Here is an 18,383-nt window from a genome sequence, read left to right as displayed (position 1 = left end):
CGGCAGGGGTGTCACGATATGATGAGGTTCGGCCAGGAATGAACAGGCCACACAGGCCCGGGCAGATTGAGCAGGTCAGGCAGCAATATGGCGCGCTCCCGTTCCGCCGTATCGACGGCATCGAGATCATGTTGATCACGTCGCGCGAGACGCGTCGCTGGGTCATTCCCAAGGGTTGGCCGATGAAAGGGCGCCGGCCACGCGGCACGGCAGCCGGGGAGGCCATGGAGGAAGCGGGGATCAGCGGCCACATCGCCAAGACCCCGATCGGGTCTTACACCTACATAAAGCGCGGCATCGGTGGACAACGCTGGCCCTGCAAGGTCGATGTGTTTCCGCTCGAAGTTCGGGTAGAACGGCGGACGTGGCGGGAACGCGAACAGCGCGCCCGGCAGTGGTTCTCCTATGTCGAGGCCGCCGAAGTCGTGACGGAGCCGGAGCTCCGGGCGTTGATCCTCGGTTTCGGAGTGGCATTCGACCGCTGATCCGCTAGCGTCGGTAGACCGCCCCTCTCCAAAGAGGTTCCGCCCTGGTTTCCGAGGTCGAGCGAGGCCGTTGCCGACGGGAGCCTTTTTTCAAAATCCGATCGGGTCTGGCCAACCGGCGGGCCTGCTTCCACGTTGTCGGACATCTGGCACCGGGGAGGTCCAAGTGCGGGCTTTGATGACACTACTGGCCGTCCTGTGCGGCGCGGCTACGTCCGCTGATGCGGCGTCGACGCCCAGGCAGGACGAATTGATCGGGGCTTATTTCGCGATCTGGGACGACAACAGTCGTGTCACGCGTGACAATGTCGAGAGGCTCTACGCCGCGAACGTGATCTATTATGGTCACCCGATGACGCGCGAGAGCCTGTATCGCGACAAACTGGATTTCATCAGCCGGTGGCCGGAGCGCCGCTACTCCGTCGAGCCGGGAACAGCGTCAAAAACCTGTGAGAGCAGTGGGGATCGCTGCGTCATCACGGCAATCCTCGAATGGAGAACGAGCGGGGCGCGTGGCACGCGAAGCGGCCGCTCGCGCGTCACCCTCAGCCTCGCCCGTGACCCCGGTGGGTTGAAGATCGTGCGGGAGGGCGGAGTGACGCTGCGGCCGTGAAGATCCGTGCCTCGGTCTCCGGGTCGAGCAACGAAGTGCGATCCCAGCGCTCGGTCAGCTCGCTTCGGAGAACAGGAAATCGTCAGCGTCCCACGCCTCCGCGCTCTCAACCGGCGCGGCGGCCGCGTCGGCGGAAAGGCCCAGTACCTCGGCGTGGATGTCGCGCTCACGCGCCATCGTGTAGCGATGACCCATCAGCGAATCGATATGCGCGGCAGCCTCTCGCGGGGCTTGGCCATCGGCCAGTTGGTCGGCGTCGTCGTTCAGAGCGTCGGCGGTGGTCAGCAAGGCGAGGCTGGTTGCGACGGCGGCGCGAAACGTCTCGCGGGCGTGCGTGAGTTCCTTGTCAAATCCGGTGGCCGTTTCGTCCAGTGAGAGCAGGAAGCGACCGACACTTGCGTCGCTGGCCTCGACCGCATCGCTGATACCACGGATCGCCTTCCCGAGGTCGACATCTCCGGCTCCCTGAGACCCGTCCTGATCGACCCTCGTGCGGTCCAGCGTGTGAGACGTCGTCTGCACGTCGTCGAAGACCTGAATGAGCCCCTCCGCCGCACCGGAGATCGTGCGGGCGAGCCGCTTGAGTTCGTCCGCGATGACAACAAGGCTCCGCCCTTCCAGACCGAGCCGCGCCGCCTTGAGACCGGCGTTGAGACCGATCATGACGAGATCCTCCGTGGTGGAACTCAGGGTCGCAACCGTGTGGCTCAGCGCGCTTAGGCGCACCCGGAGGTCGGCCGTCGCACTCTCGACCTCGTGCCGCGAGTCCTCGCAGGCGCGCATGAAATCGGCTGCCGTCGCGAGGCGGGCGCGGAACACCGCCAGAAAACTCTCGGACGAGTGCACGCCCTGGTTCTGCGTTTGGGCGCCGTAGATGGCCTGGCCGCGGCTGACGAGGTCGCTGGTGTCTTCGACGAGGCGCCGCAGCATGTCGTCGAGGCTGTCGACGTCTTGGCCAAAGCTATCGACCGTGTCTTGAAGTTGGGCGCTTCCCAACCGGCATAGGGCCGCGATCGCATCGGGCCGCACTGTCGCCGCGAGGGGGTTGTCGTCGCTTGACGTCGGATGCATCAACGCGCGCGCAAAGCCGATGGCGACGGACACATGTTCAAGGCGTTGGCGCGTGGCATCGCCGGATTGCAGCGACACCATGGCGAGGCTCGACGCCTGCGAGAGGCGCTTGGATCGGGTGACGATTTCTTCCATCAACCCGAGCCCGCCCGCCTGTCGTTGCCTGATCAGCGCGAAGGTTTGGGTGAGCTCCTCTGCGAGGGCGGCGAGTTTATCCCGAAAATCGCGATCCATGCGGGCCTGGGCTCGGGCGACGTCGCGGATCTGGTCCGTCAGCCGCTTGTGGTCCTCCGCGCAGCCGCTGATTTCCTGGCGCACCGTACGGGTCAGCAGGCTCATCTCGTCCGTGAAGGTAGCTAGTCCCAACTCCGGGCCAAACACCACCGCCTCGATACGGGCTGAACGCGCGATGATGGTCATCATGCGGATATTTTCGAGCAGCAGTTCGAGCTGCTTGGCAATGTCTTCGTTACCCGCGACGAGTCTTTCCAGAATGGCGAGATCCTTCGGCAGGGCCTGGCTGATCCGGATCAGCTGAACCGCGAGTTCATCGACCTTGGCCGAGGTCTGCCCCATCCCGTCCGACTGCCAGCCGGCCAGAAAAGCCGTCATTTCGGCGCCGAGACGGTCGAATGTGTCGAGCCCTCGGCCCAGGCTTTCGCCCGCCTGGAGGAAGGCCTGTTCGATGGAAGCGGCACTGCGGTCGATCGGCGCGAGCGCCTGATCCAGGATTGTGGTCACAGGTCTCAGTCCTGGGGTTCGAGAATGGTCGCGGCCCGCATGATCTCAAGGTGGATTTGACGTAACGGTAGGATCTTGCAGGCGGCGCCGCGTTCGATCGCTTCCTTGGGCATCCCGAACACGACGCAGCTTTCTTCATCCTGGGCCACCGTCATGGCGCCAGCCTTGCGCATCTCGAGCAGGCCGGCCGCGCCGTCGTCGCCCATGCCGGTCATCAGGATACCGGTTGCGTTGCGTCCCGCGCACTGGGCGGCCGACCGGAACAGCACGTCGACCGACGGGCGATGACGGGACACCAAGGGGCCGTCCTTGACGGCGACATTGTAGCGGTGACCTGTCCGCTGCAGGAGGAGGTGGTGGTTTCCGGGCGCAATCAGCGCGACGCCCGGCATGACCGCGTCCCCGTCCTCGGCCTCCTTGACCGTGATGGTGCATAGCCCGTTGAGACGTTTGGCGAAAGCCGCGGTGAAATGCTCCGGCATGTGCTGCACGATGACGATGCCCGGACAATCGGGGGTCAGGACTTCCAGGACTTCACGGACCGACTCGGTGCCCCCCGTCGAAGCGCCGATGCATACGACCGGTTGGGTGTCGCCGATCTTTCGGCCGAGGACTGCGGGCGGCAGCATGGCATCGGCCGTCAGCTTGGCCTCGACGAGCGGCCGTCGCTGCGCTCCACCCCGCAGCCGCGCCCGCGCCGCGGCCCGCACCGAGTCGCAGACCCGGACCGAAGATTCGAGCAGGAACTGCTTGGTGTCGATGCGCGGCTTTGGCAGAATGTCGACCGCTCCCGCCTCCATCACGTCGAGGAGGATCTGTGACCGCTCCTCGGTGAGGGTCGAGCAGACGATCACAGGCAAGGGCTTCTGGGCCATGATCTTGCGCAGGAATGTCAGCCCATCCATGCGCGGCATTTCGAGATCGAGGATGATGACATCCGGAATGTCGTCCTGGATTCGCCGCGCCGCAACATAAGGATCGGACGCCGTCGCGACCACCTCGATGTCAGGGGCCGCATTCAGAATGCTGCTGAGGGTCTGGCGAACCGAGGCCGAGTCGTCGACGATGAGTACACGGATGGGCTGCTTCATGGTGTTCCCGGCGCTCGGCATCATGAGGACTGGAAAATGGTCGGCAAAACCTGGCGGAGCCCGCATTCGGCGCCGCCGGCCATAGACTCGGAATGGCCGAGGATCAGGAACCCGCCCGGCCGCAAATGGCTGGCAAGTTTTCCAATCACGGTTTTCTGGGTCGGTTTATCGAAATAGATCAAAACGTTGCGACAGAAGATCACGTCGACGTCGCGATCGAACGGATAGCGCTCGTCCATCAGGTTCAAGCGATGGAACTGGGCACGCTGCCGCAGTTCCGGCACGATGCGGCCTTCCTGCCGGGAGGGGTCGCGAGACATCATGACGTAGCGCTCGCGCATGTTGGGCGGCACCGGATCGAACATGGCGGCCGGGTAGATCCCCTTCTTTGCGGCAGTGAGCACGTCGGTCGAGATGTCGGTGCCGAGGATGGAAAACGCGAGGCGCGGTCCCGAGCGTTGCATCTCGGCCAAAGCCATGGCGATCGTGTAGGCCTCGGCGCCGATCGAGCAGGCCGCGCTCCACAATTTCAGCGGCCGGCGTTCGCCCGGCGGCAGGAGCCCAGGAACGGCTGTCTGGGTCAGGAACTCGAAATGCGACGGTTCGCGGAAGAAGTCCGTCTTGTTGGTCGTGACGCAATCGATGAGGTGCACCAGTTCGCTGTCAAGATTATTGCCCGCGAACAGATGGTGACCATAGGCGTCGATATTGATGAGCCCCAGGGCGCGCGCGCGCTTGCGGAGCCGGCCCTCGACCATCGTTCGCTTGGCCGGTGGAAGCTGAATGCCGACTTGCGTCTGAATGATGTCGACAATGGACGCGAAGTGCCGATCGGCGAGTTGCTCGCCAGAGATTTGTGGCGCGGCGGACATCATGCGGCTGCGGCTTTGACCGAGGCGGCCAGCACGTTCCCGTCGGCGCTCATCAACCGTTCGATATCGAAGACGACCACGAAGCCGCCGTTTCTGCGGCCGATGCCGGCGATGTAGTCCGAACGCCAGCGGCCGCCGACCTCGGGAGCCGGTTCGAGCCTCGCGTCGTCGAAGGTAGTGACTTCAAGGACCCGGTCGGCCACGAAGCCCACGCCCGTGTGCCGCCCGCCGATCGCGACGTTCAGGATGACGATGCGGGTGAGCGGGGTCGGGGCCGCACGCGGCAGCCCCAGTTTCAGCCGCAGGTCGACGACGGGATAGCCGGCGCCGCGGACGTCGATCATCCCAAGCAGGAAGGCGGGCGCCTGCGGGAGCCCCGAGATCGGCCGCATGTCCAGGATCTCGTGGACATGCTGGATGTCGATGCCGAACAGATCCTGGTCCAGGCCGAGCGTCAAATATTGAGTGAGGTCAGGCACGCTGGAGGCTCCCTGCGCAGAAAATCGAGATAGATCCGGGGAGGCGCACCGGGATGGTACGCCTCCGGCGATTACGAGACGCGGCGGAATTCCACGTCCTGGTCGTCTTCACCCTTTGTCATATCGAGTTCGAAGCCGCCGCTTCCGATGGTTTGCCGGGCGCGTTTCGGCTTGGGCGCCGCCGGGCCGCGGACCGTCATGGCATGCTGCGCCACCCTGCGCTGCAATTGCGCGACCGGGTGCGCAACGCTCTGGGTAGGTGTTGCGGCCACATCCATTGCCTCGACCTTGAAGAACGCGATCGCGTGTTGCAGGAACTCGGCCTGGGACGCGAGTTCCACGGATGTCGAGGAGACTTCCTCCGAGGCACTGGCGTTCTGCTGGGTCACCTTGTCGAGTTGCTGGATGGCCTGATTGATCTGCATCGATCCAACATCCTGCTCGCGGCAGGCAGCCGTGATCTCTTCCACCAGTTCCGCCGTGCGCTTGATGTCGGGCACGAGCTTTGACAGCATGCCACCCGCATCCCGGGCCGCCTTGACGGTCTCGGACGACAGTTTGCCGATCTCGGTCGCCGCCACCTGACTGCGTTCGGCGAGCTTGCGCACTTCGGAGGCCACAACCGCGAAGCCGCGGCCATGTTCGCCGGCCCTGGCGGCCTCGACGGCCGCGTTGAGCGCCAGGAGATCGGTTTGACGGGCGATCTCCTGGACGATCGTGATCTTCTCGGCGATCGTCTGCATGGCCTCGACGGCCCGGCCGACGGCGGCCCCGCTGGACTCGGCGTCCCTGGCCGATTGGTGGGCGATCTTCTCGGTCTGGCTGGCGTTTTCGGCATTCTGCTTCACGTTGGCGGCCATCTCTTCCATCGAGGCCGAGGCTTCTTCGGTCGAGGAGGCCTGCTCGGTCGAGCCCTGTGACAGCTGTTCGGCCGAGGCCGACAGCTCCTGACTGCCGGAAGAGACGCTTTGCGCCGCCGTGGTTACGCGACCAACGACGTCACGCAGTTGTTGAACCATGGCGCTAATCGCCCGTTCGAGGTCGCCGATCTCATCATTGCCTTTTGCCGGGACCGTCTGGCGGAGATCGCCTTGAGCAACCGCGTTCGCAAGGCTGACCGTCCGTCGAAGGCCACGCGAGATTGAGAGGGCGATCCAGAGTGCCATGACGATACCAGCGACCAGAGCGGCGGCAACCACCGCGATCAGGACCATGCGGGTGGACTCGTAGCTGCTCGCCCCCTCTTTGATGAAGCCGTCCGCGACTTGGCGCTCATAGACAGTCAGCTTGCCGAGCTCCGACAGTAGAGCGTCCCGCGCGTCCTTTGCACCACCCGTGGTCACCATGGCTGCGGCCTTGGAGTCCGAGTTCACATTGCCTAAGCGAGCGACTTCCCGGGCAACACCGGCGTCGGCTTGCCACGCCGAATGAACAGCTTCAAATTGTGGCTTCACATCAGGTGGGGTCGCGGCGCCGAGATCCGCCAGATCTTTGTCGATCTTTCCGATGCTGGCAGCGAAGGCGTCGCTCAGCGATTTGAGCTGCGCGTCGTCCGTCGCCACGATTATCTGGAAGTCCAGAAGCACAACCGTCTGAAGATCGTAGCGGAGTCCTCCGACGTTTTGCGCGGCCTGTGCGAGGTTCGCCGTTACCTTCAGCTTTCCTTCCAGCACGTCCAGCGCTGCCAAGGTCTGCGACATGGCATCTGCGGCCTTACCAAAAACCAGGTCGGTTGCCCGGTTCTGTGCGTTCTGCTGCGTCATGTCGAAGGCTTTGCCGGCCTCGGCCTGGTAGGTCGTCCAGGCAGTCCGGGCCGGCTGCAGGGTGGTGTCGCGCACGTCCGCCGGCAGCGCATCGGCATATTGCTTCAACACGGTGTCGAATTCGGCGGCCGTGTCGTTGAACGTCTTGCGTAGGTTCGCTTTGCCGGCGTCCGAAGGGTCCGAAAGTGCCATAGAGAGGACTCTCGTCGTGGTCAGGGCCTTGGCGTTGAGTTCACCGACCCGCTGAATCCGCGTGAAGGGCTGCGCCGTGAATTCCTGCATCCGGTTGTTGGCCGAGGACAGGCTGCTGACGCCCAGCGCTCCCGCGACGCCCATCAGCGCCAGGATACTGCCGAAGGCCAATCCCATTTTTGCCTTGATGGTCATTCGCATCATAGATCTCTCTATTATCGGCAGGAGGAGCTGGCCAATTCCAGGCAGGCAACGGTGTCAGCGAAGTTGATGCAGCGACCGACACGGATAGTCAGCCGTTGGGTCTGTATGGTCAGGCTCGCCTGAATTCTGCGTCGTGTTCGTCCTGCCCCTCATCCATGTCGAGCGCGAAGCCGCCGCTGCTGGCGACCTTCTTGGCGCGACGCGGCGCGTTGGGGGCGGGAGACCGGATCGTCTTCACGCCGATCGCGACTTTGGATCGGAGATGCGCCACCGGGTTGTCGGCTCCGACCGAGGCTTGGCGTGATGCTGTCGTATCGATGCGGAAGAACGCGATGGTGGCTTGCAACTGCTCGGCCTGCGAGGCCAGTTCCTCGGAGGTGGAGGACACTTGTTCCGATGCGCTGGCGTTCTGCTGGGTCACCTTGTCGAGCTGCTGGATGGCCTGGTTGATCTGCATCGAGCCGACATCCTGCTCGCGGCAGGCGGCCGTGATCTCTTCCACCAGTTCCGCCGTGCGCTTGATGTCGGGCACGAGCTTGGCCAGCATCGAGCCGGCCTCCTGCGCGGCCTTCACGGTCTCGGACGACAGGGTGCCGATCTCGGCCGCCGCCGCCTGGCTGCGCTCGGCGAGCTTGCGCACCTCGGAGGCCACGACCGCGAAGCCGCGGCCATGTTCGCCGGCCCGGGCGGCCTCGACGGCGGCGTTGAGGGCCAGGAGGTCGGTCTGGCGGGCAATCTCCTGCACGATGGTGATCTTGGCCGCGATGGTCTGCATCGCCTCGACCGCCTTGCCGACCGCAACCCCGCTCGCCTCGGCGTTCTTGGCCGACTGGTGGGCGATCTTCTCGGTCTGGCTGGCGTTCTCGGCATTCTGCTTCACATTGGCGGCCATCTCCTCCATCGAGGCCGAGGCCTCTTCGGTCGAGGAGGCCTGCTCGGTCGAGCCCTGCGACAGCTGTTCGGCTGAGGCCGACAATTCCTGGCTGCCCGAGGACACGTTCTGCACGGCCGTCACGGCCTCGGTCACGACCGTTCGCAGCGTGGCCACCATATTTGTCAGCGCCAGTCCCAGAATGTCCTTGTCCGAGAGAGCCTTGGCTTCGACGGTCAGGTCACCCTTCGAGATGGACTCCGCGACGCCCGCGGTCACCCGTAGATTGCCCGTCATCTTGGCCAGATTATCGCCGACCTCCTTGCTTAGACCGCCATATTCCCTCTGAAGGTTCTTTGACATGTCGCCCACCGAGACGGCGCTCAAAACCTCCGAGAGGTCGCGAAAAGCTTGTTCGACGGCAATGGCGCTTCCCTGCATCTGTCCGATCTCGTCACGCCGCCCCGTGGCCACGGGCGAAGCAAGAGCGGCCAGCGAGGCGCTGACTTGAGCAATCGGCTTGGCAACGGTTCGCGTCAGCAGATATCCGATGCCGAATGCGAACATGATGTTGGCTGCCATGCCGCCGAAGATGGCGGTGCTGGTCATCTCAAAAGCCGAGTCTTGTGCTTGCTGCCTGACCGACATCAGTGCGTTCTCGGCCTCGATGACTTCCGCAACCTTCTTACGAAGCGCATCCATCGATTCCTTGCCGGCGCCGCTGATCTCGATTTGCCGACCCGCCTCGCGCGTCTGCGCATTCGCCATCATGCCGATGGCCCGGTCGGCCACACCGGTACGCCACGTTTCGGCGAGTTTGCGAATGTCATCGAGCCGGGCCTGCTGGGCCGGATTGTCGGCTGTCAATTCCTTGGCGTGGCTCCAGGCCTTGTTGAAGTCCTCTAGGCCGCCACGGTAAGGTTCAAGGAACTTGTCCTCTCCGGAAAGGAGATAGCCGCGGTAGCCCGTTTCCTGATTGACCATCGCTGCAACAACTGTGTTGGCCGCATCGATGACCTTGACGGTGTGGTCAGACCATTTGGTCGTCTGCTTGATTTCGGCAGACTTCCAGTAGATGAGCGCATTGATTCCGATCGCTGTCAGAAGCATCAGGCCGAGCGCTACAATGAGTTTCTTGGGTATCGATAAATTATTGAAACTTTTCATGATCGCCTCTTTTACGATAGACGTTCGTTAGTCGCTCATATTTCCGTTAGACCGACAAAAACGTGAATCTGTGTTGATAAAGTATCGCGAGGATTTCAAGCGTACCGTTCAGGCTCGTCTAAACTCCGCGTCGTGTTCGTCCTGTCCCTCATCCATGTCGAGCGCGAAGCCGCCGCTGCTGGCGACCTTTTTGGCGCGACGCGGCGCGTTGGGGGTGGGAGACCGGATCGTCTTCACGCCGATCGCGACTTTGGATCGGAGATGCGCCACCGGGTTGTCGGCTCCGACCGAGGCCTGGCGTGATGCTGTCGCGTCGATGCGGAAGAACGCGATGGTGGCTTGCAACTGCTCGGCCTGCGAGGCCAGTTCCTCGGAGGTGGAGGACACTTGTTCCGATGCGCTGGCGTTCTGCTGGGTCACCTTGTCGAGCTGCTGGATGGCCTGGTTGATCTGCATCGAGCCGACATCCTGCTCGCGGCAGGCCGCCGTGATTTCTTCCACCAGTTCCGCCGTGCGCTTGATGTCGGGCACGAGCTTGGCCAGCATCGAGCCGGCCTCCTGCGCGGCCTTCACGGTCTCGGACGACAGGGTGCCGATCTCGGCCGCCGCCGCCTGGCTGCGTTCGGCGAGCTTGCGGACTTCGGAGGCCACGACCGCGAAGCCGCGGCCATGTTCGCCGGCCCGGGCCGCCTCGACGGCGGCGTTGAGGGCCAGGAGGTCGGTCTGGCGGGCAATCTCCTGCACGATGGTGATCTTGGCCGCGATGGTCTGCATGGCCTCGACCGCCTTGCCGACCGCAACCCCGCTCGCCTCGGCGTTTTTGGCCGACTGGTGGGCGATCTTCTCGGTCTGGCTGGCGTTCTCGGCATTCTGCTTCACATTGGCGGCCATCTCCTCCATCGAAGCGGACGCCTCTTCGGTCGAGGAGGCCTGCTCGGTCGAGCCCTGCGACAGCTGCTCGGCCGAGGCCGACAATTCCTGGCTGCCTGTGGACACGTTCTGCGCAGCAGACACTGTCTCGCCCACGATGGTGCGGAGCCTGACCAGCATCGTCTGCAGGGCGAGGCCCAAACGGTCCTTGTCGGAGAGCGGCTTGGCCTCGATCGTGAGATTGCCGGCCGCAATCTCGTCCGCCACACGGGCCGTGGCGTTGAGGTTCGCGATCATGTTCTGGAAGGCCCGACCGAGGCGATCCCTCTCCGACAGCGGCTGAGCTTCGACGCCAAGATCTCCTGCCGCGATACTGTCGGCGGTCGCCGCGGTGCCGCGTAGGCTCCGGACCATCCGCTCGAAGGCGAGGCCGAGCGCATCCTTGTCGGACAGCGGTTTGGCTTCGACATCGAGGTCGCCGGCCGCGATGGCGTCGGCCACGCGAGCGGTCGCGTTCAGGTTCTTGGTCATTGTGTTGAGAGAGACCACGAGGTCGCCGATCTCGTCTTTGCTGCTCACCGCCAAGGTCTGAGACAAATCACCGAACGCGACCGCATCGGCGAGCCGACCGGCTTGCCGCAAGCTGCGACTGATGCTCAAAGCAATCCACGTCGCCGCCCCGATGCCGATCAGAAGCGAAACGCCGAGCATCGAGAGAACAAGCAGTTTTGCCGTCTGGCCACTTGCCCGCGCGCGTTCGGCGGTCTGCGACATGCGGGCCGTTATTGTGTCAATCAGATCGTTGATGCTCTTGACCGCCGCCGCGGTGGTGTCCCGACCGGGGCCCATGGTCGCGTCGGATGCCCTCAGGTTACCGCCCTCGGCCGCGACACCGATCATCTTTGACATAAGGCCCGTCACGACATCGAGCTGCGCCCCGACCGCGGAGGACGACACCCCGGCGCGTTGTGCCGCCGCCAGGCTCCCTTCCATCTCGGCGCGGACGGGCGCGATCTGCTGATTGATGGCCGCGACGGAAGACTGCAGTTCGGAGACCGATGGCGCGCTCAGAACCTCCAGGGCTGAGCGGGACAGGCGGAGCCAGCCGACGCGCGCCTTGTCGAACGCCCGGGCGGCCCGCTGCGCATCGAGGGAGCCGTTGTCTTCGAGGGCCGTGGAAAGCTCCTCCATGAGTGAGGTGAACTTCCGAAGCTGCGGACCTGCTTCGTTCTTCCAGACCTGATAGGCGTGGTTGCTCGAGTTCAGGCGGGCGAGTTCGACCGTCTTGTCCTCCTGCTGCGCCCACTGGTCGATCTTGCCCTTGAGAGCGGCGAGCGCGGGCCTGTCTTCGGCGAAGGCGGTGGCGTTCAGATCGCTCAGGACTTGATCGAGCGTCTTGCGCTGGTCTTGGAGGTCGCTGACGAGCTTGGCGATGGTCTCATCGTCATTGGCGATAATCATATTCTTTTCCGAACGCGTCGCCGCCTGAAGGGCGTCGTCGACATCGCCCATCTTGGCCAGGATGGCCCCTTGTCCGGCCAGGACGGCCTGATTGTCGGCGAGCTCCGTGATGCACAGATAACCGACCGCGCCCGAGGCTGCCGAAAGAAGCAAAACGACAGCAAACGCACCGCCGAGCTTCGTTTTGATTGTCAATCTCACTTTTTGTAGCTCCTGAAGGGCGGTGTGTTGGCCGGCTCTGGCCGCACGGCGCGAGCACGTGAGCCGACAACAAGGACGGCGGAAGTGCTCAGATCACGCACGTTTGAATTCTACGTCGTGTTCGTCCTGTCCCTCATCCATGTCGAGCGCGAAGCCGCCGCTGTTGGCGACCTTCCTGGGGCGACGCGGCGCGTTGGGGGTGGGAGACCGGATCGTCTTCACGCCGATCGCGACTTTGGATCGGAGATGCGCCACCGGGTTGTCGGCCCTGACCGACGTCTGGCGTGATGCTGTCGTATCGATGCGGAAGAACGCGATGGTGGCCTGCAACTGCTCGGCCTGTGAGGCCAGTTCCTCGGAGGTGGAGGACACTTGTTCCGATGCGCTGGCGTTCTGCTGGGTGACCTTGTCGAGCTGCTGGATGGCCTGGTTGATCTGCATCGATCCGACATCCTGCTCGCGGCAGGCGGCGGTGATCTCTTCCACCAGTTCCGCCGTGCGTTTGATGTCGGGCACGAGCTTGGCCAGCATCGAGCCCGCCTCCTGCGCGGCCTTCACGGTCTCGGACGACAGGGTGCCGATCTCGGCCGCCGCCGCCTGGCTGCGTTCGGCGAGTTTGCGCACCTCGGAGGCCACGACCGCGAAGCCGCGGCCATGTTCGCCGGCCCGGGCCGCCTCGACGGCGGCGTTGAGGGCCAGGAGGTCGGTCTGGCGGGCGATCTCCTGCACGATGGTGATCTTGGCCGCGATGGTCTGCATGGCCTCGACCGCCTTGCCGACCGCGACCCCGCTCGCTTCGGCGTTCTTGGCCGACTGGTGGGCGATCTTCTCGGTCTGGCTGGCGTTCTCGGCATTCTGCTTCACATTGGCGGCCATCTCTTCCATCGAGGCCGAGGCCTCTTCGGTCGAGGAGGCCTGCTCGGTCGAGCCCTGCGATAGCTGCTCGGCCGAGGCCGACAGCTCTTGACTGCCGGACGACACGTTCTGCACGGCCGTCATCGTTTCTCCGACGATGGCGCGGAGCTTGCCGATCATCGTCTCAAAGGCGACACCGAGGCGGTCTTGGTCGGATTGCCGCTTGGTGTCGAGCGTCAAGTCGCCGGCCGCGATCGCATCGGCGACTGCGGCCGTGGCATTGAGGCTCCCCGTCATGCTGTTCAAGGCCGTGAGCAGGTCTCCCACCTCGTCCCGTGTGGTGATCGCGGCGGTTTGACTGAGGTCGCCCTTGGCGACAGTATTGGCCAAGGCCACGGCGCGGCCGATGCCCTTGGAAATGCTCATCGACAGGAAAACCGCGATGCCTATGCCGGCGATAAGCGCGGCCGCGAGGGCGATCATCATCACGGTCATCGCCTGTCCGGCGCGCTCGGTGCCATCGGCGACCGTGGCTGTCTGAAGGTCGGTAAGCGTGTTCGCCAACGTCCTCGCTGCGGCCGTAACGGCATCGATCTTCTTCGTATAATCGCCGGTCGCGAGATCGCCGGCAATCAGTTGGCCCGCTGCCGTGTTGGTCGCCAAGGCCTTGTCGGCAACGGCAAGCCAAACGTCGAAGCTTTTGGCGAAGGCCTCGGTCGGGATCCCCGCATCGCGAAGGCCCTTGATCACGCTGTCGCGAGCCGCCAGGACGGTGTCGCGTGTCTTAGCGGTTTCCGCTTCGCGTGACCTGAGTGCGGGAACGTCGAGGGCGCCGATGGTGCCCTGCACTTCGCCCCAGAACCGCTCGCTTTGCCGCAACATGGTCGTGATGGCCGCCTGGAGCCCGTCCGAATTCCTTTCGGTGGCGGTCTTGTAGAGCAGATCCTCCGCGTCGCGGAGGTTGCCCATGGCCGGCCGGCCGTCACCGAGGACGAGCTGCATGGCGTAGACGTTCGAATTGAGCAAGGTGGTCGCCCGCACCTGCTTGCCCACAACCGTCATCTCGGCTTGGGCGGACTTCAGGTCGGTGATCACCTTCTTGATGTCGTCGCGCCGGCTCAAGCTTTCGAGTTCGGCGAGCAACGTCTCGCTCTCGGCCACCTTCGCGATGGCTTGTGCTTCGATCGCCTTCATGGTGGCGGCGTCCGTCTGAAGCACCATGGCCCGGGTGAGCGAACCGCGTTCGATCGCGCTCGCCATGACCCCTTGCGCGAGGTTTGTCATGCGGGACATGCGGGCGATTTCCTGCATGTCGTCGCGCGACGAGGCGAGCCGTGAATAGCCGAGGCCCCCGGCGATCCCAGCGAGGAGAAGGACCGCTCCAAATCCAATGCCCAATTTGGCTTTGATTGTCAGACGCATGCCAATTGTCCTAAAATGAAAGTAACCGGATCATCTATCCGTAGAGATACTGAGCCGTTCGCTTAGTTCAGGATGCGTTCCATGTCGGGAACGATGATGAATTCATCATTCCACTTGGCAATGAAGCGGATGTACTCAGGCTTCCAGCGCAGTCCCACGCGAGGTGTGGGCTGAGCTGAGGATTTGGAGAGTTCCGTGACCTCGTAAACCTTGTCAGCGATGATGCCGACCACCACAGGGTCGTCGTTGATGGTGAGTTCGATCACCACGATGCGTGTGTCGCCGCCGTCGGCCGTGCAGGGCATGCCGAAGCGGATACGCAGATCGGCGAGCGGGATCACGTTGCCGCGCACATTCATCACCGCGGGCAGGAAGGGCTTGGCGCCCGCGACACGGGTCACTGGCACGGGATCGATGATCTCGCGTACGATGCTCGCCTCGACGGCGAAGATCTCGTCGCCCAGGCCGATCATCAAGACCTGCATGGAGCCGTCGTTCGCTTGTACGTCCGTCATGCCGCCCTCGTCATGGTTTCCGTTTCCGCCTTCAGCTGGCCGATCGCGACCAACTGGGCGACGTCGAGGATGAGTGCGGCCGAGCCGTCGCCCAGGATCGTCGCGCCGGAGAACATCGTGGCGTCGGATTGCAGCTTGGACAGCGACTTGATCACCGTCTGATGGCTGCCGATGATCTGGTCGGCGACGAGGCCGACCCTCGCGTCGCCGACCGACGTGATGATGATCTTCTGATGGGCATCCGGCTCGCCCGGTGCGTCGAATAGGTCGCGCAGGCGCAGGAAGGGCACCAAGCCGCCGCGAATATTAAGGAAATTGCGGCCGCGCGCCTGGTCGGCGGGCAGCTCCACGCATTCCTCGATCATCGACAGCGGAACGATGTAGCGGCTGTCACCGACCCGGATCAGCAAGCCTTCGATGATGGCGAGCGTCAACGGAAGCCGGAGCGACATGGCGGAACCGTGGCCCAGCTCGGTCGAGACATCGATCGAGCCGCGGAGGGCCTCGATAGTGCGTTTGACCACATCCATTCCCACGCCGCGCCCCGAGAGGGCCGACACGGTCTGGGCCGTCGAGAAGCCGGGATGGAAGAGGAACTGGTGGACCTCGGCGTCGCTCAACGTCGTGCCCGGCACGATCAAGCCCTGCTCCTCGGCCTTGGCGCGGATCCGCGTCGTATCGAGGCCGCCGCCATCGTCGCGCACCGTGACCATCACCTGTGCCCCGACATGCTGGGCCAGAAGCTCGATGCGGCCGACCGGCGGCTTGCCGGCCTTGGCGCGGCGTTCGGGATTCTCGATCCCGTGGTCGATGGCGTTGCGGATCAGATGCACGAGGGGGTCGGCCAGACGCTCGATCATGGTCTTGTCGAGTTCGGTGTCCTCGCCGGATGTGACGAATTCCACCGGCTTTCCGAGGTCGCGCGACAAGTCATGAATGAGGCGACGGAACCGGGCGAAGAGCGAGCCGATCGGCACCATGCGGATGCCCATGGTGGTGTCGCGCAGACCGGAGGCGAGGCGTTCGATCTCCTCCGCGATGGCCTGAATACCGCCGTCGTTGCGGGTGTGGGCCAGTTGGCTGAGGCGGGCCTGGGCGATCACCAATTCGCCGACCCGGTCCATCAATTCGTCGAGCCGCTCGGCCTGCACACGCACGCTCGTCGAGACCTTGTCGTCGGCACGACGTGGCGGCTCGACCTTGTCGGCCGTCCGTGCCTTCTGGGGTTCCGGCGGGGTCGCGGGCGTGGAAGCGACAGGTAAGGGAGTGGACTCGGCGATCACCAGCTCAGGCGCGGCGGCGGCAACAGTTTCACCGGACGGTTCAACCCCGAGCGGCGTCAGGTCGAGCTTCATGTCGTCCAGCACGAACATGAAGACGTCGTCGATCGCCTCTCGCGGGCAGTCGCCGCGGAGCGTGACGGACCATTGCAGATGCAGGTCTTGCGGTTCGAGGGCACCGAGATCGGGCACGCTGTCGGTCAGTGCCACGACCGTGCAAGGCCCGAGACCACGCAGTTCGTCGAGCAGTGCGAGAGGGTCGGTGCCGTTGCGCAAGACCTCCGGCGCGAAGGCGATCGTCATCCGCCAGCCGGCGCCAGCGGTCTCGGACGAACCTGCGTCCGGCGCGATCGCAGCCTCTACCGGCGGTTCGGCGATGGAACCCGGTCGTGCGACGAGAATCTGAAGGTTCGCCAGGATCGTCCGGCCGACCGTCGCATCGGCCTCGTCGGGCGTCTCGATCAGCGAGCGTATGTGGTCCTTCGCGGCCAGGGCGAGGGAGACCAGATCCTGGGTGACCGGCACCGTGCCCCGTCGGACAAGATCGAAGGCCGTCTCGAAATCGTGTGTGAAAGCCGCGACCTGGTCGAAGCCGAACATGGCACCCGACCCTTTGATCGTGTGCAACGCCCGAAACGCTTGATCCACCAACGTGCGATCTGCGGGCGTTTGCCCGAGATCGAGGAGCGATCCTTCAAGGCTATCGAGCAGCTCGCCGGCTTCCTGCCGGTAAATGGCGGCTGCGTCGAGATCGATCATTTGCGCACCAGCTTGCTGACGACTGCAAGCAACTGCTCGGGCTTGAACGGCTTCGTGATCCACCCGGTCGCACCGGCGGCCTTGGCTTCCTGCTTGGTGCCGTCGCTCGATTCCGTGGTCAGAAACACGATTGGAATGCCGACGATGGAGGGCACCTTGCGGAGGTTCTTGATCAGCTCCAGTCCGTTCATCACCGGCATGTTCAAATCGGTGATGATCATATTGACCGGGGTCGATTTGGCCTTCGCCAAGCCTTCCGCTCCGTCGCCCGCCTCAATCACCGTGTAGCCGGCGCCACTCAGCACCGTCTTCACCACGTGCCGCACACTGGGTGAGTCGTCGACAGTCAGAATCGTGGGCATGAGATGAGTCCTCGAAATTGCAACAACGGCACAGACGTCGAAGCGAGTGCCGACCCGTCTTCTTGGAGGGATGGGAACCGGTGGGTTGGCTGTGCCACGCGTGAACTCGTAGAAGCAGCGCGCAGGCTTGATCTGCGATCGTCGAAGGCTGCCTCGGCGGCCGCAAAGGTCGGCCGGCGACTCACGAAGAAGAGGGCCTTCGCAACTTGGTCGATATCGTTGCTCGACACTGTCCGTCACCTTCTGAAATTCTTAGGTTCCAAAATGTCCGCTTGGTCTTGATGCAGGCTTAATGACAGGCGCATTCGGATGGGGTTGTTTTGATATGGTTAGCGGGATTATTGCGGAATATATTGATGTTGGTGATGCCGTTGCTGCGAAACTCGTTATCGATTACTTAAAATCTGGCCGTGATCGTTGTGACTTATGAGGTCGCCGGTTGCCTCTCGGCATTTGCAGCCGTTGTCCAAATGCTCTCGCATCAACGATTCCAACGAAGTTGAGCGTACGCGCTCACACTTCGAACAATGAGCCAACCTGCCGAATGCAGAAGGAAGATCGCAAGACTCCGCGGTACAAAGCTGCGCGGCCTTGCTGGGGCGGGGCATCATTCAGATGCCTGATCCTCGACGGTGGGCGGGCCTCAGTGCGGGCCGGTGACCATCAGGGTCGCGAGATCGAGTCCTGCGTTCTGCAGCGTTGCCTTCACCGCATCGGGGACATTCGAAAAGGTGAGTTGGGTCTCCGTCTGACTCGCGGTGCGGGATGCCGCCACGACAAGCTGGACGAAACTGACGTCGATCCGAGCGAGTTTCGACATATCCAATTCGATCGGGCCACCGAACGCGAATGCATCGAGCAGGGATTGCCGGACTGCCGCGATGTCAGAGAGTACGCAATCGCCGGGAAGACTGATCGTCTGGGGAGTTTGCACAGCGGTGTCCGGTCAAATGTGGAATGAGACTGACGCTAAGCTGGCCGCCTTAATACCGGCTTACAGATCTGTCGGAAGTACGGCATGCTCGTCCGCGACCGTAAATACTTTCCGACAGAGACCTGTCAGCGTGTCGCTTTCAACGTCGATGAAGACAACAGCGAGTCGTCAGCCT

General features: G+C 63.6%; 14 protein-coding genes. 2 read left to right on the top strand and 12 right to left on the bottom strand.

What is annotated here, in order from left to right; genetic code table 11:
• The first annotated feature begins 38 nt into the window (after nt 1-38).
• Together M8523_RS06415 and M8523_RS06410 are read left to right on the top strand one after the other, a co-directional pair.
• On the top strand, nt 39-485 hold the full coding sequence (locus tag M8523_RS06415; RefSeq protein ID WP_282584015.1) for an NUDIX hydrolase: 447 nt from the start codon (nt 39-41) through the stop codon (nt 483-485).
• A 166-nt stretch (nt 486-651) separates the two neighbouring features.
• Nucleotides 652-1,098, top strand: coding sequence for a hypothetical protein (locus M8523_RS06410; RefSeq protein WP_282584014.1), 447 nt, complete (start codon nt 652-654; stop codon nt 1,096-1,098).
• 54 nt (nt 1,099-1,152) lie between these two features.
• Here M8523_RS06410 and M8523_RS06405 read toward each other — a convergent pair whose 3' ends face one another.
• The 12 genes from M8523_RS06405 to M8523_RS06350 form a co-directional block, all read right to left on the bottom strand.
• Complete coding sequence (locus M8523_RS06405) at nt 1,153-2,910, bottom strand: methyl-accepting chemotaxis protein (protein ID WP_282584013.1); 1,758 nt, start codon at nt 2,908-2,910, stop codon at nt 1,153-1,155.
• Nucleotides 2,911-2,915: 5 nt separating this feature from the next.
• Nucleotides 2,916-4,001, bottom strand: a complete 1,086-nt coding sequence (locus M8523_RS06400) for a protein-glutamate methylesterase/protein-glutamine glutaminase (RefSeq protein ID WP_282584012.1) — start codon at nt 3,999-4,001, stop codon at nt 2,916-2,918.
• Between the two features lie 20 nt (nt 4,002-4,021).
• Nucleotides 4,022-4,876, bottom strand: a complete 855-nt coding sequence (locus tag M8523_RS06395; protein WP_282584011.1) for a CheR family methyltransferase — start codon at nt 4,874-4,876, stop codon at nt 4,022-4,024.
• A complete protein-coding gene (locus M8523_RS06390; RefSeq protein WP_282584010.1) occupies nt 4,873-5,352 on the bottom strand; it encodes a chemotaxis protein CheW in 480 nt (159 codons plus the stop codon). Before M8523_RS06390 ends, M8523_RS06395 begins: the two co-directional genes overlap by 4 nt.
• 71 nt (nt 5,353-5,423) lie before the next feature.
• Nucleotides 5,424-7,511, bottom strand: coding sequence for a HAMP domain-containing methyl-accepting chemotaxis protein (locus M8523_RS06385; protein WP_428349951.1), 2,088 nt, complete (start codon nt 7,509-7,511; stop codon nt 5,424-5,426).
• A 109-nt stretch (nt 7,512-7,620) separates the two neighbouring features.
• Complete coding sequence (locus M8523_RS06380) at nt 7,621-9,549, bottom strand: methyl-accepting chemotaxis protein (RefSeq protein WP_282584009.1); 1,929 nt, start codon at nt 9,547-9,549, stop codon at nt 7,621-7,623.
• Between the two features lie 108 nt (nt 9,550-9,657).
• Nucleotides 9,658-12,081 (bottom strand): HAMP domain-containing methyl-accepting chemotaxis protein, encoded by a 2,424-nt coding sequence (locus M8523_RS06375; protein WP_282584008.1) that lies wholly within the window; start codon nt 12,079-12,081, stop codon nt 9,658-9,660.
• Between the two features lie 93 nt (nt 12,082-12,174).
• Nucleotides 12,175-14,358 carry a HAMP domain-containing methyl-accepting chemotaxis protein gene (locus M8523_RS06370; protein ID WP_282584007.1) on the bottom strand — a complete coding sequence of 728 codons (2,184 nt, stop codon included), beginning with the start codon at nt 14,356-14,358 and terminating at the stop codon, nt 12,175-12,177.
• A gap of 62 nt (nt 14,359-14,420) precedes the next feature.
• The gene (locus tag M8523_RS06365) at nt 14,421-14,873 is read right to left on the bottom strand and encodes a chemotaxis protein CheW (RefSeq protein ID WP_282584006.1); all 453 of its coding nucleotides are present in this window, start codon (nt 14,871-14,873) and stop codon (nt 14,421-14,423) included.
• Nucleotides 14,870-16,912, bottom strand: a complete 2,043-nt coding sequence (locus tag M8523_RS06360; protein WP_282584005.1) for a chemotaxis protein CheA — start codon at nt 16,910-16,912, stop codon at nt 14,870-14,872. The genes M8523_RS06365 and M8523_RS06360 overlap by 4 nt, the downstream gene beginning before the upstream one ends.
• Complete coding sequence (locus M8523_RS06355; RefSeq protein WP_282584004.1) at nt 16,909-17,274, bottom strand: response regulator; 366 nt, start codon at nt 17,272-17,274, stop codon at nt 16,909-16,911. Before M8523_RS06355 ends, M8523_RS06360 begins: the two co-directional genes overlap by 4 nt.
• A 643-nt stretch (nt 17,275-17,917) precedes the next feature.
• On the bottom strand, nt 17,918-18,208 hold the full coding sequence (locus tag M8523_RS06350; RefSeq protein ID WP_282584003.1) for an STAS domain-containing protein: 291 nt from the start codon (nt 18,206-18,208) through the stop codon (nt 17,918-17,920).
• Nucleotides 18,209-18,383: the final 175 nt, after the last annotated feature.

Origin of the sequence: Lichenifustis flavocetrariae, from assembly GCF_026130545.1 — a bacterium.
Taxonomy (GTDB): Bacteria; Pseudomonadota; Alphaproteobacteria; order Rhizobiales; family Beijerinckiaceae; genus Lichenihabitans; species Lichenihabitans flavocetrariae.
Note: the sequence above shows the minus strand (reverse complement) of the source record. Positions and strands in the feature narration are given on the sequence as shown.

Excerpts from the sequence above, each read along its gene's own strand:
- M8523_RS06415 (WP_282584015.1), top strand. The coding sequence starts at position 39 with ATGAACAGGCCACACAGGCCCGGGCAGATTGAGCAGGTCAGGCAGCAA.
- M8523_RS06400 (WP_282584012.1), bottom strand. The coding sequence starts at position 4,001 with ATGAAGCAGCCCATCCGTGTACTCATCGTCGACGACTCGGCCTCGGTT.
- M8523_RS06395 (WP_282584011.1), bottom strand. The coding sequence starts at position 4,876 with ATGATGTCCGCCGCGCCACAAATCTCTGGCGAGCAACTCGCCGATCGG.
- M8523_RS06385 (WP_428349951.1), bottom strand. The coding sequence starts at position 7,511 with ATGATGCGAATGACCATCAAGGCAAAAATGGGATTGGCCTTCGGCAGT.
- M8523_RS06380 (WP_282584009.1), bottom strand. The coding sequence starts at position 9,549 with ATGAAAAGTTTCAATAATTTATCGATACCCAAGAAACTCATTGTAGCG.
- M8523_RS06370 (WP_282584007.1), bottom strand. The coding sequence starts at position 14,358 with ATGCGTCTGACAATCAAAGCCAAATTGGGCATTGGATTTGGAGCGGTC.
- M8523_RS06365 (WP_282584006.1), bottom strand. The coding sequence starts at position 14,873 with ATGACGGACGTACAAGCGAACGACGGCTCCATGCAGGTCTTGATGATC.
- M8523_RS06360 (WP_282584005.1), bottom strand. The coding sequence starts at position 16,912 with ATGATCGATCTCGACGCAGCCGCCATTTACCGGCAGGAAGCCGGCGAG.
- M8523_RS06355 (WP_282584004.1), bottom strand. The coding sequence starts at position 17,274 with ATGCCCACGATTCTGACTGTCGACGACTCACCCAGTGTGCGGCACGTG.